Raw genomic sequence first — 21,160 nt, forward strand, 5'->3', positions numbered from 1 at the left:
AAGCGCGGCATTGTCCGCGCTTTCGTGATCTCATGTCACGGTAAATTCTTTAACCATAAATGTAGTGGAGTGAATAATGGCGCTAATTGATTGCCCGTCGTGCAATAAAAAAATCTCTGATAAAACCGATCTGTGTAATCACTGCAATTTTGCAGTGGGTGATGCCAGTGAAGAAGATATTGCTCGCAAACGCAATTTACAAAAATATATGCAATCTCAAAAGATACAAACCCAGTCTATGATAGCAATGTTAATGTTCGTATCAGGTTTCGGCTTTATGTACTGGGGAGGCGCTGAACCTAGAGACCTACAGTACAATATTGCCGTTGGTGTCGCGCTGATTGGTTTTGTTTGGTACATAGTTAATCGAGTGCGTCTAGTATTTCTCAAGAAGTCTAATTAATGAACCCAGAAATGTTACTTAAGTCGATGACCCCAGAGGTCTATCAAAAATTACTACAGGCAGTGGAAACCGGAAAGTGGTTAGACGGCAACCCTTTAACTGATAGTCAAAAAGATACTACCATGCAAGCCGTGATGCTTTATCAAGCCAAAGTACTCAAATCAGATCAGCATATGACGATTGGGGAAGGTGGCGAAATCGTGCAAAAAAGTCGTCAGCAATTCAAGCAAGAGCTTAATGAAAAAAACACAATAGCGCGGTTCACTGAAAATGATATTTAAAAAACTGTTTCGACCTAAGTACCAAGATCCTAAGCCTCAGGTAAGAATTGCAGCAATAGCGTCTTTATCTGCTGATATCCCTGAGCAAAAATCGATTTTACATGAACTCGCATTCAACGATGAAGACGTGAATGTGAGTCTGGCAGCGTTGAACAAGCTTAATAGTTTTGTACTGTGGTACAAAATGGCAGAAATTGCTAAAAATGAACGTATCGCTAAGCGAGCGCAGCAAGTCGTTGAGAATACGTTATTTAGCGACGATGACAGCGTTATGGGCCTAGAAGAAAAGCGGGCATTCGTTTTTGAGTGTAAAAATAACAAGTTATTGGAACGCTTACTAAAACAAACTTGGGTACACAGAGAACCTGAATTAGTACTCCATATTTTAGCTGTTTTAAACAAACCTCAATTGGCGTTGCCAATTCTGCTTTCCAGTAATGATGATACGTTGCAAAGCGCTCTATTGGTTTATGCTGATACCGAGAGCAGCTTACTGAAAATTATCAAAAAAGCGCGTTCAGAGACGATAAAAAAACAAGCTCAAGACAAACTTACGAAAATTCAGTTTAGTAAAACACAGCATATTGAAGTTGAAAAAGGTACTCGTTTAGTGCTATCGCGTTTAATGGCACTAAAAGATCAACGGGATTATCGCAAGCTAGTGGATATTCGGGCAGAACTAGACGAGCAATTCAGTCAATTTGCAGCGCAGTTCGACTGTTTGTCGAGTGATAAACGTAACGAATTTAACACTAAGTATACTGAACTAAGTAACAAGCTAGCTATTTTGGATGCCGAACTCGCCCCCTTGTATCATGCTGAGCAACATAAACGTGAATTAGTGATTAGTGTGAAGCAAGTTACGGCGGATACTCAGGCGGTATTAGTCTGGTTATCAGATATAATTTCTGGTGATATTTCGGCGGTGACGTTAGCCCAAACTGAGCAGGCGCAAACAGAAATACAAAACCGCACAGTGCGCATTGAAACCTTATCAAAAGAAACCAAAGATGCAGGATTATTCAGTGCTCAAAAGGAACTGGAAGCTTTGCGTGAAGCGTTATTAAAACGTCAACATACCTACAATCATCTTCCAGCGTTTCAAGATGCGCTAAAGCAAGCCAGCGCACTAATCACTGATTTTACTGCACAAGCTTTGCCGGTAAAGGTATCAGATATTGAAAGTGCTAAACCTGTATTGCACCAGATGAAAGTGCAGTGGCGTGCACTGCGGGAGCCTTATCAAGACAGTTGGCCAAAGGCCCTTGATATTCAATTCTCAACATTGCAACGAACATGGCAAGATACGTTAAAATCCCTTTCTTTAGGCGTGACGCAAGACATAAATCGATTCCGCAGCAAAGCTAAAGCAGTCGATTCGTTAATTGATCAAGGTAAATACAAAGCGGCGATGGGCTTGTTTACTAAAGTCAGTAAATGGTTTTATGCCTTACCAGAGGCTGAGCAAAGCAGAAATGCCCGAGTATTTGCCCAATCTAGCCATAAGATTGAAGAAATAAAATCATTGCAAGCATATATCGCTTTGCCACGTAAGCCTGCGTTACTGAATGAAGTCAAAGCGCTAATCACGGCTAATATATCCGTTTCTCTACGTTCCGCTCAGGTTAAGGATATGCGCAGTCGTTGGAGTAGCCTCGGTGTATTGAATACGCCAGAAGATGATGCCATCAATGCACAATTCGATGTGCTTATTGAGCAAGCATTTGCGCCATGTCGAGAACATTTTGAAAAACAGCAGCAAAAGCGAGTAGATAATCTAGCCCAAAAACAGACGTTATTAAATGATATTTCTGCTTTGGCTGAACAAGATATCGCTGATGATGCGGTTGTGAAAAAAGTACAACAAATTCAACAGAAATGGCAGGCAATAGGGGACGTTGATTTCACCCTTAAAACTGAATTGAACAACGAGTACCGTGACGCTTTAGCCCCGTTCAAAAAACGAATCGAAAGCTATTTTAATGACAATGCTGCGTTGAAACTTACATTAATTAAACAGGCTCAGGACTTATCGAAAACCGACGACATTCTTGATGCCGTTGAGCAGGCGAAAACCTTACAGGAAAAATGGAAGCAGATTGGACCGGTTCAACGTAAACAAGAAAATCCGTTATGGAACCAGTTCCGCGAAGCCAACGACTTGGTTTTTGCTCAGCGAAAAGAACACAATCAACAGCAAAAGTCGGTTCATACCGAACAAGTAAATATTGCTCAAGCGTTGCTGTTAGATATGCAACAGTCGGTGAAGGCGGGCAGAACATTTAGTGAGCTTGATGATGCTATGGTTAAGCAAGGCGAGTTTGAAAGTTTACTGCAGTCGTTACCTACCGTGCAAAGTGTCAGCTTAAGGAAGCGGTGGCTTGTACTACTTGATGAACGCGAGGCGAAACGGGTGACCTTAAAACAGCTAGCCAAGCAGCAGAGTTTCGACGAACTATTCTCAATACTGCAACGCTGGGAGTCGTCAGAGATACCGCAAGATATTGAGACATTACCTAATCATTGGCAGCAATCATTTAAAGGGCAAACTGAGAGTGAAGTGCCTCGCCATAAGCTTACCTTGATGCTTGAGTTGCTCTGTGATGTGTCTTCGCCTGAATCAGATGAAACACTACGCAAGGAAGTCCAGTTACAGCTAATGGCCGATAAACTGCAACAAGGAGTTGAATATGATAAATCTGTTTTGCTTAAACAATGGATCCAGCACGGACCAGTAGCTCAGCAAGAACAGATACTGTTGCAGCGTACCCAGCGATGCTTTATATAATAGGTTTATTACTCAGCTAATGTTAGGCGACGATAGTTTCTAAGGTTAGTGGGAGCATTATTTTATGCACGGGGCGTGTCCCGTGCCATTTCTTACAGACTGAGTAGCAATTAATTTGAATACATCTAATTCTGTGGTATCCAGTATTCGTTTGAATAAATTTATCAGTGATTCTGGTTTTTGCTCACGTCGAGAGGCGGATAAATTAATCGAAAGTGATCGGGTGTCCATTAACGGTGTAATACCAGAGCTTGGCACTAAAGTGTTGCCCGGTGATGAGGTGCGTGTTGATGGTCAATTGATTAAAGCTAGCGCTGAGAATAAATCTGACAGAGTTTATTTGGTTTATCATAAACCAGTAGGTATCACGTGCACCACTGAACGGCATATTAAAGGTAATATAATAGATGCGATTGGTCACAGTGAACGCATCTTCCCAATCGGTCGTTTAGATAAACCATCTGAAGGGTTAATATTTTTAACCAGTGATGGGGACATCGTTAATAAAATTTTGCGCGCTGAGAATGCTCACGACAAAGAATATATTGTAACTGTTGATAGACCCCTTACAGAGCGCTTTATTCAAGCTATGGGAGCGGGGGTGCCAATACTTGATACGATTACTAAACCTTGTACGGTCACTATGCAGAGTAAGTTTGTATTTCGTATCATTTTGACGCAAGGCTTGAATCGGCAAATTCGGCGAATGTGTGAATATTTAGGCTATAACGTGACAAAATTAAAACGCAGTCGGATTATGTCTATCCGCTTGGCCGGACTAAAAGTAGGGCAATGGCGGAATTTAACGCTGGATGAAATGAATGAGATAAATAGTGCAGTGGCGGATTCTAAAAAGACTGCTTTAATTGAACCATCGAAAAAGTTGGCTGAAAATCGAACACCTAAACGGAGTTCGTCGAGGGGACTTAAGTCCCGGGCTGTGAATAATAAGCGTTAAGTGATTAAGTTTTTATAAACGAAATTATTAAGTAGAGGACGAATGTGTTGCCACATTCGTCCTTTTTTTTAGAAGAAAATCGGGTTTTTATTATCTTTATTATCTTTATTATCTTTATCAATCTCTATCAAAACTGATGAGTGACTGGCTTTTGAATCATTAAAGTTGATAGGTATATTTAAGTAGCGTTAATACAATGCTCGAATAGCAAATGGAAATGGGCAAACCAAACTTCACAAAATGCTTAAATTTGTAGTTACTTGCGCTAAATACCAGAAGGTTGGTTTGGTATCCGTAGGGCGAAATAAAACTCGCGCTAGCAGCAAAGGCTACAGCTAATGCGAACGGCATCAGGGGCACACCTAGCGTTTCTACTAACCCATATGCAAACGGAAACATTAAGGCTGCAGCAGCGTTATTTGTTACCACTTCCGTTAACAGTAAGGTCGCTAAATAGACGACGACTAATGCCATAAATGGGCTTGAGTTTGCCATACTAGGCTCAAGATAATGAGTTAGCGTACTTATGACCCCTGCGCTTTCAAGTGCACTAGCGAGGCTTAGAGCTCCGACTATGACCATGATCAACTCAAGAGGAAGGTGACGCTTGATTTCATTGGTCGATGTCACACCTGTAGCGACCAGTATTGCTAAAAAGAAGACCAAACCTGTTGCCAAAGAGATAACTGAGGTAGCCGCTAAGCCTATTGTAATGGCAAAGCCACCTAAGGTTATCCACTCTTGTTTATCAAGTAACTTGGTGGTGACTTTTTTCTCAGACAAGATAAAAAAGTTTTTAGTTAAATTTTGCCGTTTAACAAAATCTGGGCCTGTTGCGAGTAATAAAAAATCACCCGATTGCAGCTTAATTTCGCCTAATTTGCCAGATAACGTTTCACCATCTCGGCGAATAGCTACTACAGCGGCATCAAACAGGGCACGGAAACCGACACTCTTAAGTGTTTTACCGATGATTTGCGCGCGATTTGAAATAATCACCTCTGTGAGGTTTTCTCTAAGTAAACCATTGGATTCAGCGAATAATTTTAACCCTTTGATATGGCTGAGGTTATCTACTTTATGAATATCACCGGAGAAAATCAGTTTGTCATTCTCTTGTATCACTAATTCGGGGTTTACTGGACTAATAAGTTTTCCATTTCTGATTACCTCAACTAAGAATAACTCAGGGAGGTTCCGTAAGTGATTTTTCTCAACGCTTTTACCTACTAATTCGGAATCTGGTTCCACTTTAGCTTCAATGAAATAACTGTTGTATTGACGATTTTTATTTTCTATCACCGGTAAAATCGGGGTCAAAAAGAACATTAGCAATCCGCAACTCAATCCTGCCACAAGGCCATATAGGGTGAAATCCCAAAAATTAAAACCCGGGTGGCCATGCTCACGCATGAAGCTGTCTACGATAAGATTAGTTGAAGTACCGATAAGGGTGACGGTTCCCCCTAGTATTGCTGCATAAGACAGAGGAATAAGTAAACGTGAGGCTGGGTGATATTGATTTTGCTTAGTTGGGCCAATTAAACTCGCCACTACTGCAGTGTTGTTTAATAAGGCGGATGACGCAAATGCCAAACCAAACAAACGCCAAAAGCTGCGTTTGAAACTGGGAACAATAAGCGTGCGCCCTAAGCGTTTTACAAGAGAGGTTTTATCCACGGCTGTACTGACGATAAGCAACAATATCAGTGTGATAAGGCCTTGGTTGGTAAAGTTGTTGACTACATTGGCAACGGTTAATTGCTGGCAAAGAATAAGTGCCAGTAATGACCCTGCAAAAATAGAAGAAGGGCGCTTATTCGTAAGAATAAGCGCCATTAATGTGCCGGTAAATATCGCTATTACCAGTAACTGGTTTATGTCCATATAGTATCGACGAGGCGCCTACGGTTTAGTAATATCAGCGGCATTCCAATGAGGGAAGTGCTTTCTAACCAGCGTATTAAATTCAAGTTCGAATTCTGAAAACTCAGTTTTCGCAGCAGAATCTTGGATAGCGTCAATGACCATGCCCGCACCAACTGTGCCATTAGACAGGCGGTCAATGATGATAAACGCACCTGTTTCACGGTTTTTAGTATAGGGATCGCATGCAACTGATTGCGTCAGCTTTATTTTTCCCACACCAATTTCGTTTAAATTAAGACGCACGGCATCTTTATGTTCCATGGTGTTAACGTCAATTTGATATTCAATATCAGTCACGCTACCTGAAACAAATTTGGTGGCAAATTTGAAGCCATATTGCTTATTCGGCATTAATGGGGTTTCATCCATCCACACTAAATTGACTTCGTAAGCATTGCTTTGCAGTGGTAAGTTATCTGATTTTACAATCATGTCACCGCGAGAAATATCAATTTCGTCTTCCAGAGTAATGGTGGTCGTCAGCGGAGTGTACGCAACATCCTGCTCACCTTCGAAGCCAACGATAGCGCGAACCGTAGATTGCTTACCTGACGGAAGGGCAGTGATTTTATCGCCTTTCTTGATTTGGCCCGAAACCACCGTTCCTGCAAAACCACGAAAGTTTAGATTTGGGCGGTTTACATACTGAACTGGGAAGCGGAAGTCATCGATGTTTGCATCATTAGCAATTTCGATGTTTTCCAACGTTTTCATCAGTGTGGTACCTTTAAACCAAGGGGTATTTTCACTCTTGTTAACAACGTTATCACCATCTAATGCTGAAATGGGTATGAATTGGATATCCGGTATATCAAGCTCTTCAGAAAACGTTAAATAGTCTTTTTTGATTTTCTCATACACATCTTCACTGAATTCCATCAAATCCATCTTATTGATCGCTACAATGACGTGCTTAATGCCAAGTAACGAAACTAAAAATGAGTGACGGCGAGTCTGAGTTTTAACACCTGCACGCGCGTCGACAAGTATAATAGCTAAGTCACAGGTTGATGCACCGGTTACCATGTTCCGCGTGTATTGTTCGTGCCCTGGCGTGTCAGCAATAATAAATTTACGTTTATCGGTTGAAAAGTAACGATAAGCCACGTCAATGGTAATGCCCTGTTCACGTTCCGAGGCCAAACCATCCACTAATAGGGCTAAATCAACTTTGTCACCTGTGGTACCAGACTTTTTACTGTCTTTGGTAATGGCAGCAAGTTGGTCCTCGTAAATCATTTTTGAGTCGTGGAGCAAGCGACCAATAAGGGTGCTTTTTCCATCATCTACACTACCGCAGGTTAAAAAACGCAACATGTCTTTTTGTTCGTGTTGCTCCAAGTAAGCAAGGATATCGGATTGTAATAAGGCGTTTTCGCTATTCATGATCAGCAACTCACAAGAAAATAAGGGTTTAAAACGGATTCTTTTTGATTGTAACTAAGAGGCTTGGCGTGTTCGTCGAACACATTGGCAGCACTTTCGATAACAGTAACTTTGCCGCCAGCAGCTCTGACAACTGCATCGGCCGCGCCGGTATCCCACTCAGACGTAGGACCTAACCGAGGGTATAAGTGCGCAGCTCCTTCAGCAACCAAACATAACTTCAATGAACTTCCCATAGCGACGAGTTCAGGATTACCCCCCAACTTGGTGAGCAAGGCTTGAATGTCAGGGCTTTGGTGTGAACGGCTACCTACAACGCGCCATTCTTCGTTATCTGTCTTTGCTTTTGGTGTTATCGCTACGCGGCGACCATCACCTTCGAGCTTGTACGCGCCTTTACCCACAATACCCACATAGGTTTGCTTTAAAACAGGCGCATAGACCACACCAAACACAGGTTCGCCATTATCGATAAGGGCTATATTGACAGTGAACTCGCCATTCTTCTTAATAAACTCTTTTGTGCCGTCCAGCGGATCAACCAGCCAGTATTGAGTCCACGTTTGGCGCTCAGACCAAGGGATGTCTGCGGATTCTTCTGATAAAATAGGCAAGTCAGAAACAGCTTTTAGACCATCCACAATACAATTGTGGGCGGCTAAATCCGCTTCTGTTAACGGACTTTTATCTGACTTTTCATAGATGGCAAAATCACGCTGGTATATGCTCATAATGGCATCACCCGCTTGATGAGCGATGGCCGTGATGCTTTCTACTAATTTGCTATCTAACATTAGTCAATCAGTCCTTTTTGTTTCAATTGAGTGAACAATTGCTCGGCTGATTCTTGCGCACTCTGACCAGAAAAATCGAGAGATATTTCTGGAGACACAGGCGCTTCGTAAGGCGAACTGATACCAGTGAAGTCGCTTATCTCGCCGGCCCGAGCTTTTTGATACAAGCCTTTAGGATCGCGTTTTTCACATTCTTCAAGGGGGGTGTTTACAAATACCTCTACGAACTCGTTGTCTTGCAGTAATTTACGACAATAATCGCGCTCACCTTTGAAAGGAGAAATAAAAGCAGTTATAACAATCAAACCTGAATCAACAAAAAGCTTGGCTAATTCACTGATACGACGAATATTTTCTACTCGGTCCTTATCGCTGAACGTTAAATCACCATTAAGACCATGGCGGACATTATCTCCGTCGAGCAAGTAGGTATGTTTACCATTATCTGCTAATTTCTTCTCTAACAAATTAGCAATCGTGGACTTGCCTGAGCCGCTTAAGCCGGTCAACCAAATCACGCATGGTTTTTGCCCTTTAGCCTCAGCACGGCGTTCCTTGTCGACTTCATGTTGATGCCAAACAATGTTGTCTTTCATTAGAAATAACCTTCCATTTTCTTCTTCTCCATAGAGCCAGAAGAGTCATTGTCGATCATTCGTCCTTGGCGTTCAGATGTTTTAGTTAACAACATCTCTTGGATAACTTCAGGTAGGTTATTCGCCGTCGATTCAACTGCCCCTGTTAGGGGATAACAGCCAAGGGTTCTGAAGCGGACAGAGCGCATTTCAGGTACTTCACCTTCTCTCATTGGCATACGATCATCGTCTACCATGATCAACAACCCGTCGCGCTCAACAACTGGACGCGGCTTAGCTAAGTACAATGATGGTATTTCGATGCCTTCCATATAAATATATTGCCAGATATCCAGCTCGGTCCAATTCGACATAGGGAATACACGGATACTTTCCCCTTTGTTGATTTGAGAGTTGTAGATGTTCCACAATTCGGGACGTTGATTTTTTGGATCCCAACGGTGATTTTCATCCCGAAAAGAATAAACTCGTTCTTTCGCTCGAGACTTTTCTTCATCACGACGAGCACCACCAAAGGCTGCATCAAATTTATATTTATTTAATGCTTGCTTCAAACCGGCCGTTTTCATGATATCGGTGTGTTTGGCACTGCCGTGAACAAATGGGCTAATATCCATGTCGACACCGTCTTGATTGATATGTACGAGTAAATCTAAATCGTGCTTTTTCGCCATTTTATCTCGAAACTCAATCATTTCGTGAAATTTCCACGTGGTATCAACATGCAATAACGGAAATGGAATTTTGCCTGGAGCAAATGCCTTGCGGGCCAAATGCAGCAGCACCGATGAATCTTTACCTACAGAGTAAAGCATGACGGGGTTGTCAAACTCGGCAGCTACTTCACGAAAAATGTGAATACTTTCCGCTTCTAGCTGTTGTAGGTGGGTAACGGTTGGAATCGACGAAGTCATATAGTTTCTCGTGCTAAGTTAAAAGAATATACTAAAATATTATATGCATAGAACTTTATCATAGAATCATATTGCCATGATATATTTTTTGCAAATATATCATGGCAATATGACACTAGCGGCAATCGGTTTAACTGAGTGCTTTCAAGCGTTCTTTTGCCCAAAGTTGGGATTGTTGAAACATGGAAAAGGCAGCATCAAAATCAACAGCCAAATTTTCGCAGAGCTTACTTACTTCACTCCACTGTCCATTTTCAAAGCATTCGCTTAACATCAGGTACTGAGCGTGCTCACCACAGCGCAAAACAATACTGTCTTTAATCGCTTGAGAGATTGGAAGTTTCTCCATTAATTGTGCAATATCTGCATCAAGCATGGCATCAAGTAACGACAACAGCCCAACTAAAAAAGCCGACGCTATACCGTCTTTTTGATTAGTATATTCGGTAAGTAGTTCGCAGTAATGTGCCCGTGATAAAGACATCACTGTTAGCTCAGCAGGCTTACCTTCACTAAATTGTGCAGTAAACAATAAAGAAACAAGACGTCTCAGTTCATTTTGCCCCAACACTACAATGGCTTGTTTAATGGTTTCAATTTTTTTAGTGCGTTTAAAAATTGGAGATTGTGCATAACGCAGCAACTTAAATGAAAGATTGACGTCAGATTCAAATGCTTGGGTGATTGAATTAATGTCAGGGTCGTCTTTCGCCATTTCGCCCATGAGTTTAGCGATCGACATTTGCGAAGGGGTGAGAGCTGCATTTTTAATGAGTTCAGGCTTACTGAAAAAGTACCCTTGAAAATAACAACAACCGTAATGTAACGCTTGTAAATATTCTTGTTGAGTTTCAATCTTTTCCGCCAGTAATTTAATTTTAGGAAAGGACTTGATGGCTTCAATTATTTGTAAAATTTGTTGTTCAGATGTTTCTTGATAGTCAATTTTAATAATATCCACATAAGGATAAAAATGCACCCAAACACTTTGGTGTATATAGTCATCTAGGGCAATGATATAGCCCTTTTCTTTTAAATCTATGCAAGCATTGAGTAGTTTTTTACCAGGTTTGACAGTCTCCAATATCTCCACCACTATTTTCTCTTTAGGTAACATCAATGGATAACCTTCGAGTAAAGAATTATGGGTGAAATTGATAAAGGCTAAGGTGCTAGGCAACAAGCTGTCTAGCCCTAAGTTGAACTGTAAGCCAGTCACCATTTTGGCGGTGGCTTCATCTTCATTTATATTTGGAAAGCGGTTCTCCAAACTATCCCGAAATAACAACTCATAGGCGAATAGCGTTTTGTCAGCATGCAAAATGGGTTGCCTAGCGGCATAAAAATTCATTTAGATTCCCTGTTAAAACATCATTATGCGTTTTTGCCATTAGCCATTGATTCATTCAATGATAGTTGTACTTTTTCAAACGTCTTAATTACCGTGTTGTCACGTTGCTCTGACATTAGGCTGAGCGTTACGATGGTTAAACTTGATAAGATAAAGCCTGGTACAAGTTCGTATAACCATGCGCTCAAAGGTTGACCATTAACGCTAAGCGGTAAATAAATCCATAGTAGCACTGTTAACGCACCCACTAACATGCCACTTATGGCTGAGAGAAGCGTCATGCGTTTCCAAAAAAGGCTGAACAGAATCAAGGGACCGAATGCTGCGCCAAATCCTGCCCAAGCGTTGCTCACTAAAGAAAGAATACTACTGTCTCTGTCGTAGGCGAGGTAAATGGAAACCAAGGCTACCAATACAACCGATAATCGGCCGACAATAATCAATTCATGCTGGCTTGCATCGCGTCGAAAAAATACTTGGTAAAAATCACTGGTTAATGAGCTTGATGTAACCAATAGTTGCGATGAAATAGTACTCATTATAGCCGCTAATATAGCGGCTAATAAAAAGCCGCCAATCAAAGGGTGAAAAAGGAGCTGTGATAAGTAGATAAAGATAGTTTCAGGATCACTAAGTTGAGTGCCGTTTTTCGTCACATAGGCGAGTCCTAATAAACCCGTTGCCAATGCCCCTGTAATCGCCACAACCATCCAGGATATACCAATAGTTTGTGCGGTTTTAATGTCATTTACACTGCGGATTGCCATAAAACGCACGATAATATGTGGCTGACCAAAATAGCCGAAACCCCAAGACAGCATAGATATAATGGCAATGGACGATACCACTTGCCCATTTGATGCATTAACAAACATATCAAGATACTGCCCATCTAAGGTACCTAGAGATTGCGTGACCCCTTGCCATCCACCGAGATCGACAAGCACCACGACTGGCACTAAGACCAAAGCGATAAACATAATACAACCTTGAACAAAATCAGTAATACTTACCGCCATAAAACCGCCGAAGAGGGTATAAGCGACTACAACACCGGCTGTAATATATAGTCCTAATTCATAATTTAAACCGAATGATGTCTCAAATAATTTTCCGCCTGCGACCACACCAGAAGAAGTGTACAAAGTGAAAAACAACACGATAACAATGGAGGATAAGATACGTAAGATATGCTTTTTGTCGTTGAAGCGGTTTTCAAAGTAATCGGGTATGGTGATTGCGTTGTTTGCCACCTCTGTGTAGACCCTCAGTCGCGGGGCAACCAACACATAATTTAGATAAGCCCCTATGACTAATCCAATAGCAATCCACGCACTGGATAGACCGGTGAGATACATAGCGCCGGGTAAACCCATTAACATCCAACCACTCATGTCCGATGCTCCTGCCGACAAGGCGGTAACTTTGGGACTCAAGTTACGTCCGCCGAGCATGTAGCCCTCAACATCGGTATTCGCTTGCTTGAACGAGTAAACACCAATACCTAACATGGCAATAAAGTACAATCCTAAGGATATAAAAGTAGCTGTTTCCATGATGTCCTTCAATTATTATGGGAAATTATCATTATTAATGAGAGGCAGTTTAAAATTTGCGTCTATTTTATTAACCATGCTAACAAGCAACCTAGGAATACACTAGTGTCAGAGTTATATAAAACCCGTGTTCTGTCTTTTGAACAAATGAAGTTGATTGATTTATACGCAATTTTGCGATTACGTCAGCAGGTTTTCGTGATTGAGCAGCAAAGTATCTATGACGATATCGACAATTGTGATCAAGTGAGTATGCACATTTGTGTTTACCAAGAGGACGAATTAGTTGGTTACGCGCGAGTAAGGGAGGCAGAACCTGGCCACCTTGCTAAAATTGAACGTGTGGTTTGCGGCGCGAATCATAGAGGGGGTGGTCTGGGACAGATGTTAATCCACTTGTCGGTTGACCTTATTCAGAAGCACTATTGTATAGAAAATATTATGCTGTCTGCCCAAACTCACGCCAGTGATTTTTATGTCAAACTTGGCTTTCAATGCCAAGGTGTATCTTATGATGACGGAGGCATTGAGCATATTGATATGTATCTGGTAAATAATTAAATGCGAGGCAAAAAAAGGAGCGGGTGCTCCTTTTAAATAGTTCTACACGAACATCTTTTATGCTGAAAAAGTCATTCGTTTCATTAATTTGTCTTTAGTTTGCTCTACGTCATGTACATTTTCGCTGACCACAATTAAGCTAGCATTTTGCAATTCTACCGCTTCAGCGGTTAAATACCCGTCGCTTACTTTATCATTGGCTTTATAGCCATCTTTGTGGGGCACAACAAATACGGTCACTTTACCGTTTTCGCCCTGCATGACTAAATGCAAGCTTTTTACACCTTTGTAATCACAATGGTTGGCATAATAAACTTGGCCTATTTCTTCGTCTAAATGGCCACCATATTGTACCAATTTAGCATTCACCTGCTGCAATGAAAAATCTTCATTGGCATCAAGGGCATGAGGACCTTCGTGATACACGTGTGCTAATGACTGTTGTGACATATCAATATAATTTTGTTGCTGCCACAAGGTAAAACTTACTCCCACTACAAAAGCGAGTGACGCTGCCAATGCTAAATGAACCCGCGCGCGCTTTTTATCATGACGGTGGGTTTGCATCGTTTGACGTAATATCAGTTTATGCGCCAGATCGTCAGGTACATCTATCTTCATAGCCGCTTGCATGCTGGCGTCAATTCTCTTTTGCTCAGACCAAAATTCTTGTTTTGCAGGATCTTGTGCTGCCGCTTCTCTGACACGAATGTCATCGCAATTGGGATCAGCATAAATGGTTCTGCGAAACTCTAAATCATCCATTTTTCCGTTCTCGATTGTCATTTGTTTTCTCTAGTGCCTCTTTTATTTGGCTTCGTGCCCGAAATAGACGGGTCATCACGGTGTTTTTATTCAAATCCAATTGTGCCGCAATTTCCTCGCCGCTGTATCCAAACATAATCTGTAACATTAACGGCTCACGATATTCTTCACTTAAGGAAGCCATTATCGTACGTAACTCTCGATGCTCAATTTCGACCTCGTGAGTCAACTGGTCGTCAGAGATAGACACATCATCAATATCAACCAAATCAAATTGCTTACGTTCAAACCGTCTGGCATTCTCGCGCCGCAGGATCGTAATCAACCAAGACTTAGCAGCCTTTTCGTCCTTAAGTGAATCTAGAGACTTCCAAGCGCGCAAGAAAGTTTCTTGCACTATGTCTTCGGCAACTGCTTTATCTCTAACCAGCCAATACGCATAACGAAATATATCGCCATGTAGGGCATAGACTAGGGTTTCATATCGTTTTTGTTTATCTAGCATGTCACTAGAGACCGAGGCTTTTTTAAAATGCTTTCGCAAATTCATTATTTAATTTCCGCCTGTATTATTGCTTTATATTATTCGTTAATGCGCAGTATAGTGCAAATAAGGTGAGGTCTCGATTGAACACAAGTATGAGTAGCGTCCATTTATAGCGTAAACCCGCAAAAAAATACGGGCATACGCTATTATTAGTAAGCTTGTATTCGCTACTTTGACTGATACAGGGGGGCTAAGGTGTCGGCACTTTTTTGCTTACCCAGCAGTTGTTTACGCAATGCTGTCACGGTAGCTATAAACTGTTCACTTTGCCATTGATGAGCACTTGGGCTGAACTTGTTTGCGTAGAGCTTATTAATTTCATTGTTCAATGGCTGATGGTGCAGGTCGCGCTGTAACTGAGCCAATGAATGATTCGTCTGATTACACAATGCGTTTAACCAATTATTTAATGCTGGCACGATAACATTGCTATCTTGTTTTGTTGAAGCGTTTAGCAATATCTTCCATGCCTTTTTTTCAGATAGAATAGCGGATGATACCGGTGATTCTTTAATAGTAGGACGAGAGGCTCGATTGACGTGAATCACCCACCCCGCTAGGGTGATTAACCATAGAAAAAGTAACACCCAGCTGCTCCAAGACCACCACTTTGAATTAACAGAAACTTGAGGTGTCGCTGTGTTCAATCCGACTTTGGGCGCAGGCGCAGAAATAACATCTGTTTGGGTAGGGATTTGGGGTGGAGTCATATTTGCCAAGGACGCATCACTTTTACTGGGTAACACAGTGACCGAGCGTTCGGGCAAGGTGGCATACTCAACTTGGCCACTTACTATGTTAAACCAAGGGACCTTAACTTCAGCAAATGTAATTTCGCCTGCTTGGCTAGGAATAATTGCAATTGTTTCCGTACGCTGAGCAATTAAGGTGTTGTCCTTTTCTATGGTCGTAGTATTTGCTTGATTCGGGTACACCTTAACACTTTGCGGGTACTGACTATTGATTTCAGGAAGTTGAGCCTCGTCAACACCCACCGCGGTTAACGTAAGTGTACGTGTGATGGGCTCACCCACGGTAAACTGGTTGTCGGTAGGTTGCCATTCTTCGTGCAGTTCAACATAGTCACTGGGCAACCACGTACCTGTATAATTCTGCGGAATCGGTTTAACTGTTATTTCCTGCGGTGGACCTACTCGGCTAATAGTTTTGCTGCGGCTAAAAAAGCCAAAGCTTTGTTGCCTGTCTTGTACAACTTCCCCCTCAAATACTGGACCTTGGATGGTAAAGGTGCCACTTTTCTGTGGAATAACTGCGAAGGTACGTTCGATAACACGGTAGCGTTTTCCGTCAACGATATCATTATACTCAGCGTCTTTGCCTATTTGTCTTATTTCACCGTTATCAAGGGTAGGTGCGGATAAACTACCGCGTTGTAAATCTCGAGCGAGTAATAGTTTAACCGTGTAACGTATCTGTTGCTGTAAGTACGTTTCTTTCGTATCGATAGACGTCGTAACGTACACGTCTCGCCCTTGCGTACCTTGGCGAGCAGTTACTGGCAGTACCATCATATTAATAGGCGCTGAACTTTTACCTTCAACCGTGAAGGAAGGAATAATAAAACGACCCGGTTTACGTGGAATTAAGGCCGTAGTCCAAACAGTGGTGTGCGTGGTATCAAAATTTATCATCTTCGTTTGTGAGCTAACGGAGGTTCTACCTACAATAAAATCTGCGTTTAACGGCGTAGGATCAAATGCGTCTCTGGATGTGTCTCCGACCGCAACCACACTCAATGTAATTGATTCATCAGCTAAAACGGGATTTTTATCAACCGTGGCAGATAACTCGTCTACCTGAGCAAAAGCTAGGGTAGTAAGGGCCCCAAAAAGTAAAAGTGAACGAAATAAATAGCGGGTGTAAAACTTCATTTTTGTTACCAGTTCCTTTGTCGTTGAGTTGGTGTACGTTGTTGTCTACGCTGTTGATTCTCTATCTGCATTTTACGTTTAAGCAAAAATGCTGGATCGTCTGGTACCCTATTTAATAGTGTCTGCATACGTTGCATTTTTTCCTTTTGCTCATCGGTGAGCTCTTCAGGTGCTTTTCCACCGACTGGGGTTGCTTGCTGCTCTTGTTGTGCATCAGTTTCATTTTCCATTGAGTCTGCCCCTGAGGTTTGTTCCGATTCCTCTTGCTCGGTTTCGTTTTGATTAGCATCTGGAGGTTCAGACGAACCGTCTTGCTCTTCGTCAGCATTAGGGTCTTTGTTTTCGTCTTCATTTTGTGCCGGTTGGTCTTGCGCTGAGGAGTCTTCAGATTGAGATTGATCGCCTTGAGTTTCGTTATTTTTCGATTGATCTTGCTCAGAGTTCTGGCTATCTTGCTGCTGGGGATTGCCTTGTTGATCCTGTGACGAATTTTGCTCGCCATCTTGTTTTGACTTATCTTGATCTTTTGATTGTTCAGACCCTTCTTTTTGATCGTCTTTTTGTTGCTCTTCTTGTTGTTGTTCTTGTTGTTGCTTTTGCCTTTCCAGAGCGGTTTTGTTGTCAAGGGCATCTTGGTGATTAGGGTCAATCGTTAGTGCGTCTTCATAAGCTTTAATGGCATCATCTATTTTACCTAGCTGAGCAAGCGTATTGCCCTCATTGTACCTAGCTTGTGCGCCCTCAGCCTGTTTGAAAGCGTCCAATGCAGTTTCGTAGTCTTGGGCTTTGTAAGCTGCCGCCCCGCGCCAAATTGGATCGTCAAATTGCGCTGCTGCTGTATTAAAATCGCCTTGCTTAAATGCATGTTGACCTTGCTGATCTTTGGTTTGCCACATATCGTCCCACCAATCGGCGCTAGCAGTTGGTGTGTATCCAGGAAAGAGCAAAAATAACGCAAACAGACCTAATAGTCCTCGGCGGAAACCGTAGGCGGCCAAAGGAACTAATAACAGTAAGAGATAAGGACCCATTTCCTGCCATTTATCACCAAACTTTTCATCAGCTTCATTTTCTTTCTCTTGTTCTGACGATAAACGAGTTTGATTTTTCAAATATTCAATATCGCTGTCGTCCGTGCGCATGGTGACATATCGTCCTCCTCCTTTTCGCGCTAGGGTTTGAAGGTTGCTAGCGCGCAGTCTCGGTACCACTACTGCACCGGTGCCGTCCTTGAGAAAGTCACCGTTTATTAACTGTATTGGAGCGCCATCGGCTGTTCCTACGGCTAAAACGGATAAGCGATAAGAGGAGCTAGCCAATAATTTGCTGACTTCTGTAACTTGGTTATTTTCAATGCCATCTGTGATCCAGAAGATCTCACCTTGTTGGTAACCAGCATTGTGCAGTAATTCAATCGCAGATTGCAGACCAAGGAAAGGCTCACTGCCCGCTACAGGCATAATTTCCGGAGTAAGACTGGGGATCAAGGTCGTTAAATTTTGTCCATCGGAGCTTAATGGACTAATAGTAAATGCATCACCTGCGTATGCCACTAGTCCTGTTTCTCCTTCGGCAATTGCTTTAACTAAGTCAATCGCTTTATATTTTGCACGGGTTAAACGGTTAGGCTTTATATCTGTCGCTCGCATGGACAACGACATATCCAATACCACGACTTTGCCACTGTTGAGTTGGTAAACTGGCTGGGGCAGGCGTTGCCATGTAGGCCCTGCCAACGCTAATGAAGCTAAAATCCAAGCAATGGTTAAAATATATAAAGGTGGCTTTGACGATTTGATACCATTTTGCGCAACTAAATGTTGATAAAGATGACTAGGTAAAACCGATTGCCAACCTGTGCGCTGTTGATGAATTCGGCGCAGAAACACAATTAAAAGTAGCAGCGGTATAAGTCCCAAAAGCCAAAGAGGGCGTATAAAGTGAAAATCGGTTAGATTGAAGTCAATCATCAATTTGCTCCTTGATGACTTTTAGGCTTGGCACTGGCCATCCAAGCTGAGAGCAAAGGTTTGAGACCAAGCAGGAAGGTAATAAGTAATGCCAAGCCCAAAGGATAAAAATATAAAGCCTGTAACGGGCGCATTTGTCTACTCTCGCGGGCAATGGGCTCTAGTTCATCTAGTTTTCCATATATTTCCTGCAGACTTTGCGCATCTCTGGCGCGAAAATAGCGTCCACCTGTAGTTTCGGCCAACTTCGTTAGCATATCTTCATCTAGTTCTTGAGAGGGGTTGACTCGACGATTGCCAAATACACTTTGAACAATCATTTGGTCCGCGCCAACACCAATAGTGTATAACGTTACGCCATTCGCGACGGCTAATTCGTTGGCCTGTTCAGGTGTTATATTACCTGCTGTATTTTGTCCATCAGTTAGTAGTACTAATACTTTGTTTGATTCTTTTTTACTTTTAAAGCGCTTTATCGCCAAACCTATAGCGTCGCCTATAGCAGTTTGTTCACCCACAAGGCCTATCAATGACTCGTCGAGTAATTGCGCTACTGTTTCTCTGTCGTAGGTTAAAGGCGCTTGTAAATATGCAGTATCGGCAAAGAATATTAAACCTAAACGGTCACCCACTCGCCGTTCTATAAAGTCACTCAATACTGACTTTATCATCTGTAAACGGTCGACTTGACGACCGTTTACTTGCATGTCGTCAATTTTCATACTGCCTGATAAGTCTACCGCAATCATAAGGTCTCGCCCTTCAGCTGGGATGCTAATCGGTTCACCTAACCACTGAGGTCGCGCTGCCGCTGAAATAAGTGCAATCCAAGCGATAGTCGCGAACGTAAGGAATATACGCTTACTTGCTGGTGGCTGAGATACACTTTGTAAACCTGTGGGTAAATAAGGGACCCTAAGCGCTGCTGATTGAATTGGGGCTTTAGCCGGCAGAAAATACACTAATACAGGCAAGGGTAGGGTAAACCACATCCACCACCATGCGAACTCAAACATGTTCTGCTCCTGTTAAAGAGGACGAATGAGTGGGTGTAAATTTTGCGCGTTTTATCCATAACGCTACCTGCTTTTGGATAAGGTCAAAATTTTCGTCGTTTGGCTCACAAGCCCGATACAGTAAGATTTGTAGCTCACTCATGGCCTTTGCAAAGCTTTCGTGCTGAGCTTTCGGTAACTGATTGGTTAACGATTCACACCAAGCATGGCCATATAAGTTAGCTATCTTCTGCGCTGGCATATAGTACAAGCAAACCCGCTTTAGCAGCGCATTGGTGCTACTTGGCCAGTCGGGTTGCTGGCTATTAATAAGCAATAGTTCTTGCAAGGCAATTCGGCGAGCCGCGTTATGACGATAGCGTTTGTATACAGCCAATGCGATGGCAATAACCGCCAGTAAAATAAATACTGCGACTAACCACCAGCCATATGCGGGTGGCCAAGCGCTAATATCAGGGGGAGTGTGAATGTCTTTTAATTCGTCTAACGGATTCATGCGTCTTTTTCGCTACTGCGTTTAGCTAATTGTTGTTCTAAGGAAATAGCACAACTTATGGGGACAACGTTGGCACGACAATGCTTTAATCTATTTAAAATGTTGTTGAAGTGCTGCTCGTGTTCAGTTTGGTATTGAGTGGCGATGCGTTTTTCACCGATCAATATTTGTTGCTCATTCTGACCATCTGTTAAATTCAACATCTGTTGATATTTACTTTGCGGAAGGGCATGTTCAAAAGGATCACTGATGGGATGAGCAACAACCTCACAATGCCGGCTTAAGTGTGCTAAATGTTGTTGTGCTGCATCGTTCAAATGGGCAAAGTCACTCAACACGTAGACTAGACTACCGGGATGGGCGAGTCGCCTTAGGCGAGCACATGCATCAGAAAAAGGGATTTTATTAGCCTGCAAATCATGAGGTTTATGAAGTTTCACCAGACCGTTTAGTAAAGACAGTACGGCCTTTTGACGAGAGAAGGGCTTAAACTCTTTATGTTCAGTTTGGTTAAATACAAGACCACCAATGCGATCGCCTCGTTTATGTGCGGCCCATGCTATCAGTGCCGTTAAGTGTGCTACCTGGGCAGACTTAAAAAGGAGTTGCGTACCAAAATGCATCGAACTTGAGAGATCCGCTAATACAAACACCGGGCGTTCTTTTTCTTCACGGTATATTTTGGTATGGGTTTTTCCAGTACGTGCTGTAACTCGCCAATCGATAGCACGTATATCGTCGCCCGCTTGGTAATGCCTGGCTTCATCAAACTCCATACCGCGGCCTTTTGTTTTGGCCAAATACCCGCCAGCAAGTTTAGCCTGGGCTGGGCGACGTAGACTTAAATTAAGCAAGCTGGCCTTAGTGCGATAATATAGCAGCTCTTTTATCTGCAAATTTACCCCATCACTATGATGGCTTGCTAGCCATTGGGTCACATTCTGAGTAACGTGCATA

At 42.4% G+C, this 21,160-nt stretch carries 19 protein-coding genes; 5 read left to right on the plus strand and 14 right to left on the minus strand.

Features of this window, described 5'->3' with window-relative positions; translation table 11 throughout:
• The first annotated feature begins 76 nt into the window (after positions 1-76).
• From GQR89_RS07195 to rluF, 4 genes are all read left to right on the plus strand, one after another.
• Positions 77-403, plus strand: coding sequence for a hypothetical protein (locus tag GQR89_RS07195; protein WP_158769419.1), 327 nt, complete (start codon positions 77-79; stop codon positions 401-403).
• Positions 403-684, plus strand: a complete 282-nt coding sequence (locus GQR89_RS07200; protein ID WP_158769420.1) for a YeaC family protein — start codon at positions 403-405, stop codon at positions 682-684. The genes GQR89_RS07195 and GQR89_RS07200 overlap by 1 nt, the downstream gene beginning before the upstream one ends.
• Positions 674-3,472 carry a DUF349 domain-containing protein gene (locus GQR89_RS07205; protein WP_158769421.1) on the plus strand — a complete coding sequence of 933 codons (2,799 nt, stop codon included), beginning with the start codon at positions 674-676 and terminating at the stop codon, positions 3,470-3,472. The genes GQR89_RS07200 and GQR89_RS07205 overlap by 11 nt, the downstream gene beginning before the upstream one ends.
• Positions 3,473-3,587: 115 nt before the next feature.
• Positions 3,588-4,430 carry a 23S rRNA pseudouridine(2604) synthase RluF gene (rluF, locus tag GQR89_RS07210; RefSeq protein WP_370461040.1) on the plus strand — a complete coding sequence of 281 codons (843 nt, stop codon included), beginning with the start codon at positions 3,588-3,590 and terminating at the stop codon, positions 4,428-4,430.
• Between the two features lie 159 nt (positions 4,431-4,589).
• On the opposite strand, the gene GQR89_RS07215 is transcribed toward rluF, so the two are convergent.
• From GQR89_RS07215 to putP, 7 genes are all read right to left on the minus strand, one after another.
• Complete coding sequence (locus tag GQR89_RS07215; protein WP_158769422.1) at positions 4,590-6,317, minus strand: SLC13 family permease; 1,728 nt, start codon at positions 6,315-6,317, stop codon at positions 4,590-4,592.
• An 18-nt stretch (positions 6,318-6,335) separates the two neighbouring features.
• A complete protein-coding gene (cysN, locus tag GQR89_RS07220; RefSeq protein WP_158769423.1) occupies positions 6,336-7,745 on the minus strand; it encodes a sulfate adenylyltransferase subunit CysN in 1,410 nt (469 codons plus the stop codon).
• 2 nt (positions 7,746-7,747) lie between these two features.
• A complete protein-coding gene (gene cysQ, locus GQR89_RS07225) occupies positions 7,748-8,539 on the minus strand; it encodes a 3'(2'),5'-bisphosphate nucleotidase CysQ (RefSeq protein WP_158769424.1) in 792 nt (263 codons plus the stop codon).
• Positions 8,539-9,135 carry an adenylyl-sulfate kinase gene (cysC, locus tag GQR89_RS07230; RefSeq protein ID WP_158769425.1) on the minus strand — a complete coding sequence of 199 codons (597 nt, stop codon included), beginning with the start codon at positions 9,133-9,135 and terminating at the stop codon, positions 8,539-8,541. The genes cysQ and cysC overlap by 1 nt, the downstream gene beginning before the upstream one ends.
• Positions 9,135-10,049, minus strand: coding sequence for a sulfate adenylyltransferase subunit CysD (cysD, locus tag GQR89_RS07235; protein WP_158769426.1), 915 nt, complete (start codon positions 10,047-10,049; stop codon positions 9,135-9,137). Before cysD ends, cysC begins: the two co-directional genes overlap by 1 nt.
• 130 nt (positions 10,050-10,179) lie before the next feature.
• A complete protein-coding gene (locus GQR89_RS07240; RefSeq protein ID WP_158769427.1) occupies positions 10,180-11,400 on the minus strand; it encodes an EAL and HDOD domain-containing protein in 1,221 nt (406 codons plus the stop codon).
• A gap of 23 nt (positions 11,401-11,423) precedes the next feature.
• On the minus strand, positions 11,424-12,956 hold the full coding sequence (gene putP, locus GQR89_RS07245) for a sodium/proline symporter PutP (RefSeq protein ID WP_158769428.1): 1,533 nt from the start codon (positions 12,954-12,956) through the stop codon (positions 11,424-11,426).
• A 105-nt stretch (positions 12,957-13,061) separates the two neighbouring features.
• Between putP and GQR89_RS07250 the strand changes: the two genes are divergently transcribed.
• Complete coding sequence (locus GQR89_RS07250; RefSeq protein ID WP_158769429.1) at positions 13,062-13,517, plus strand: GNAT family N-acetyltransferase; 456 nt, start codon at positions 13,062-13,064, stop codon at positions 13,515-13,517.
• 57 nt (positions 13,518-13,574) lie between these two features.
• Here GQR89_RS07250 and GQR89_RS07255 read toward each other — a convergent pair whose 3' ends face one another.
• The 7 genes from GQR89_RS07255 to GQR89_RS07285 form a co-directional block, all read right to left on the minus strand.
• Positions 13,575-14,282: a DUF3379 domain-containing protein gene (locus GQR89_RS07255; protein ID WP_158772176.1), complete on the minus strand. Its 708-nt coding sequence runs from the start codon at positions 14,280-14,282 to the stop codon at positions 13,575-13,577.
• Positions 14,275-14,832 (minus strand): sigma-70 family RNA polymerase sigma factor, encoded by a 558-nt coding sequence (locus GQR89_RS07260; RefSeq protein ID WP_158769430.1) that lies wholly within the window; start codon positions 14,830-14,832, stop codon positions 14,275-14,277. Before GQR89_RS07260 ends, GQR89_RS07255 begins: the two co-directional genes overlap by 8 nt.
• Positions 14,833-14,996: 164 nt before the next feature.
• A complete protein-coding gene (locus GQR89_RS07265) occupies positions 14,997-16,721 on the minus strand; it encodes a BatD family protein (RefSeq protein WP_158769431.1) in 1,725 nt (574 codons plus the stop codon).
• Between the two features lie 5 nt (positions 16,722-16,726).
• Complete coding sequence (locus tag GQR89_RS07270) at positions 16,727-18,691, minus strand: VWA domain-containing protein (protein ID WP_158769432.1); 1,965 nt, start codon at positions 18,689-18,691, stop codon at positions 16,727-16,729.
• A complete protein-coding gene (locus tag GQR89_RS07275; RefSeq protein WP_158769433.1) occupies positions 18,691-19,707 on the minus strand; it encodes a VWA domain-containing protein in 1,017 nt (338 codons plus the stop codon). Before GQR89_RS07275 ends, GQR89_RS07270 begins: the two co-directional genes overlap by 1 nt.
• Positions 19,700-20,203 (minus strand): DUF4381 domain-containing protein, encoded by a 504-nt coding sequence (locus tag GQR89_RS07280; RefSeq protein WP_158769434.1) that lies wholly within the window; start codon positions 20,201-20,203, stop codon positions 19,700-19,702. The genes GQR89_RS07275 and GQR89_RS07280 overlap by 8 nt, the downstream gene beginning before the upstream one ends.
• Entirely contained in the window at positions 20,200-21,159 is a 960-nt protein-coding gene (locus GQR89_RS07285; protein WP_158769435.1) for a DUF58 domain-containing protein, read from the minus strand. Before GQR89_RS07285 ends, GQR89_RS07280 begins: the two co-directional genes overlap by 4 nt.
• Position 21,160 lies beyond the last annotated feature (1 nt).

Source organism: Paraglaciecola sp. L1A13, from assembly GCF_009796745.1.
In the GTDB taxonomy this organism is placed as follows: Bacteria; Pseudomonadota; Gammaproteobacteria; order Enterobacterales; family Alteromonadaceae; genus Paraglaciecola.

Excerpts from the sequence above, each read along its gene's own strand:
- GQR89_RS07195 (WP_158769419.1), top strand. The coding sequence starts at position 77 with ATGGCGCTAATTGATTGCCCGTCGTGCAATAAAAAAATCTCTGATAAA.
- GQR89_RS07200 (WP_158769420.1), top strand. The coding sequence starts at position 403 with ATGAACCCAGAAATGTTACTTAAGTCGATGACCCCAGAGGTCTATCAA.
- GQR89_RS07205 (WP_158769421.1), top strand. The coding sequence starts at position 674 with ATGATATTTAAAAAACTGTTTCGACCTAAGTACCAAGATCCTAAGCCT.
- GQR89_RS07215 (WP_158769422.1), bottom strand. The coding sequence starts at position 6,317 with ATGGACATAAACCAGTTACTGGTAATAGCGATATTTACCGGCACATTA.
- cysN (WP_158769423.1), bottom strand. The coding sequence starts at position 7,745 with ATGAATAGCGAAAACGCCTTATTACAATCCGATATCCTTGCTTACTTG.
- cysQ (WP_158769424.1), bottom strand. The coding sequence starts at position 8,539 with ATGTTAGATAGCAAATTAGTAGAAAGCATCACGGCCATCGCTCATCAA.
- cysC (WP_158769425.1), bottom strand. The coding sequence starts at position 9,135 with ATGAAAGACAACATTGTTTGGCATCAACATGAAGTCGACAAGGAACGC.
- cysD (WP_158769426.1), bottom strand. The coding sequence starts at position 10,049 with ATGACTTCGTCGATTCCAACCGTTACCCACCTACAACAGCTAGAAGCG.
- GQR89_RS07240 (WP_158769427.1), bottom strand. The coding sequence starts at position 11,400 with ATGAATTTTTATGCCGCTAGGCAACCCATTTTGCATGCTGACAAAACG.
- putP (WP_158769428.1), bottom strand. The coding sequence starts at position 12,956 with ATGGAAACAGCTACTTTTATATCCTTAGGATTGTACTTTATTGCCATG.
- GQR89_RS07255 (WP_158772176.1), bottom strand. The coding sequence starts at position 14,282 with ATGGATGATTTAGAGTTTCGCAGAACCATTTATGCTGATCCCAATTGC.
- GQR89_RS07260 (WP_158769430.1), bottom strand. The coding sequence starts at position 14,832 with ATGAATTTGCGAAAGCATTTTAAAAAAGCCTCGGTCTCTAGTGACATG.
- GQR89_RS07265 (WP_158769431.1), bottom strand. The coding sequence starts at position 16,721 with ATGAAGTTTTACACCCGCTATTTATTTCGTTCACTTTTACTTTTTGGG.
- GQR89_RS07270 (WP_158769432.1), bottom strand. The coding sequence starts at position 18,691 with ATGATTGACTTCAATCTAACCGATTTTCACTTTATACGCCCTCTTTGG.
- GQR89_RS07275 (WP_158769433.1), bottom strand. The coding sequence starts at position 19,707 with ATGTTTGAGTTCGCATGGTGGTGGATGTGGTTTACCCTACCCTTGCCT.
- GQR89_RS07280 (WP_158769434.1), bottom strand. The coding sequence starts at position 20,203 with ATGAATCCGTTAGACGAATTAAAAGACATTCACACTCCCCCTGATATT.
- GQR89_RS07285 (WP_158769435.1), bottom strand. The coding sequence starts at position 21,159 with ATGCACGTTACTCAGAATGTGACCCAATGGCTAGCAAGCCATCATAGT.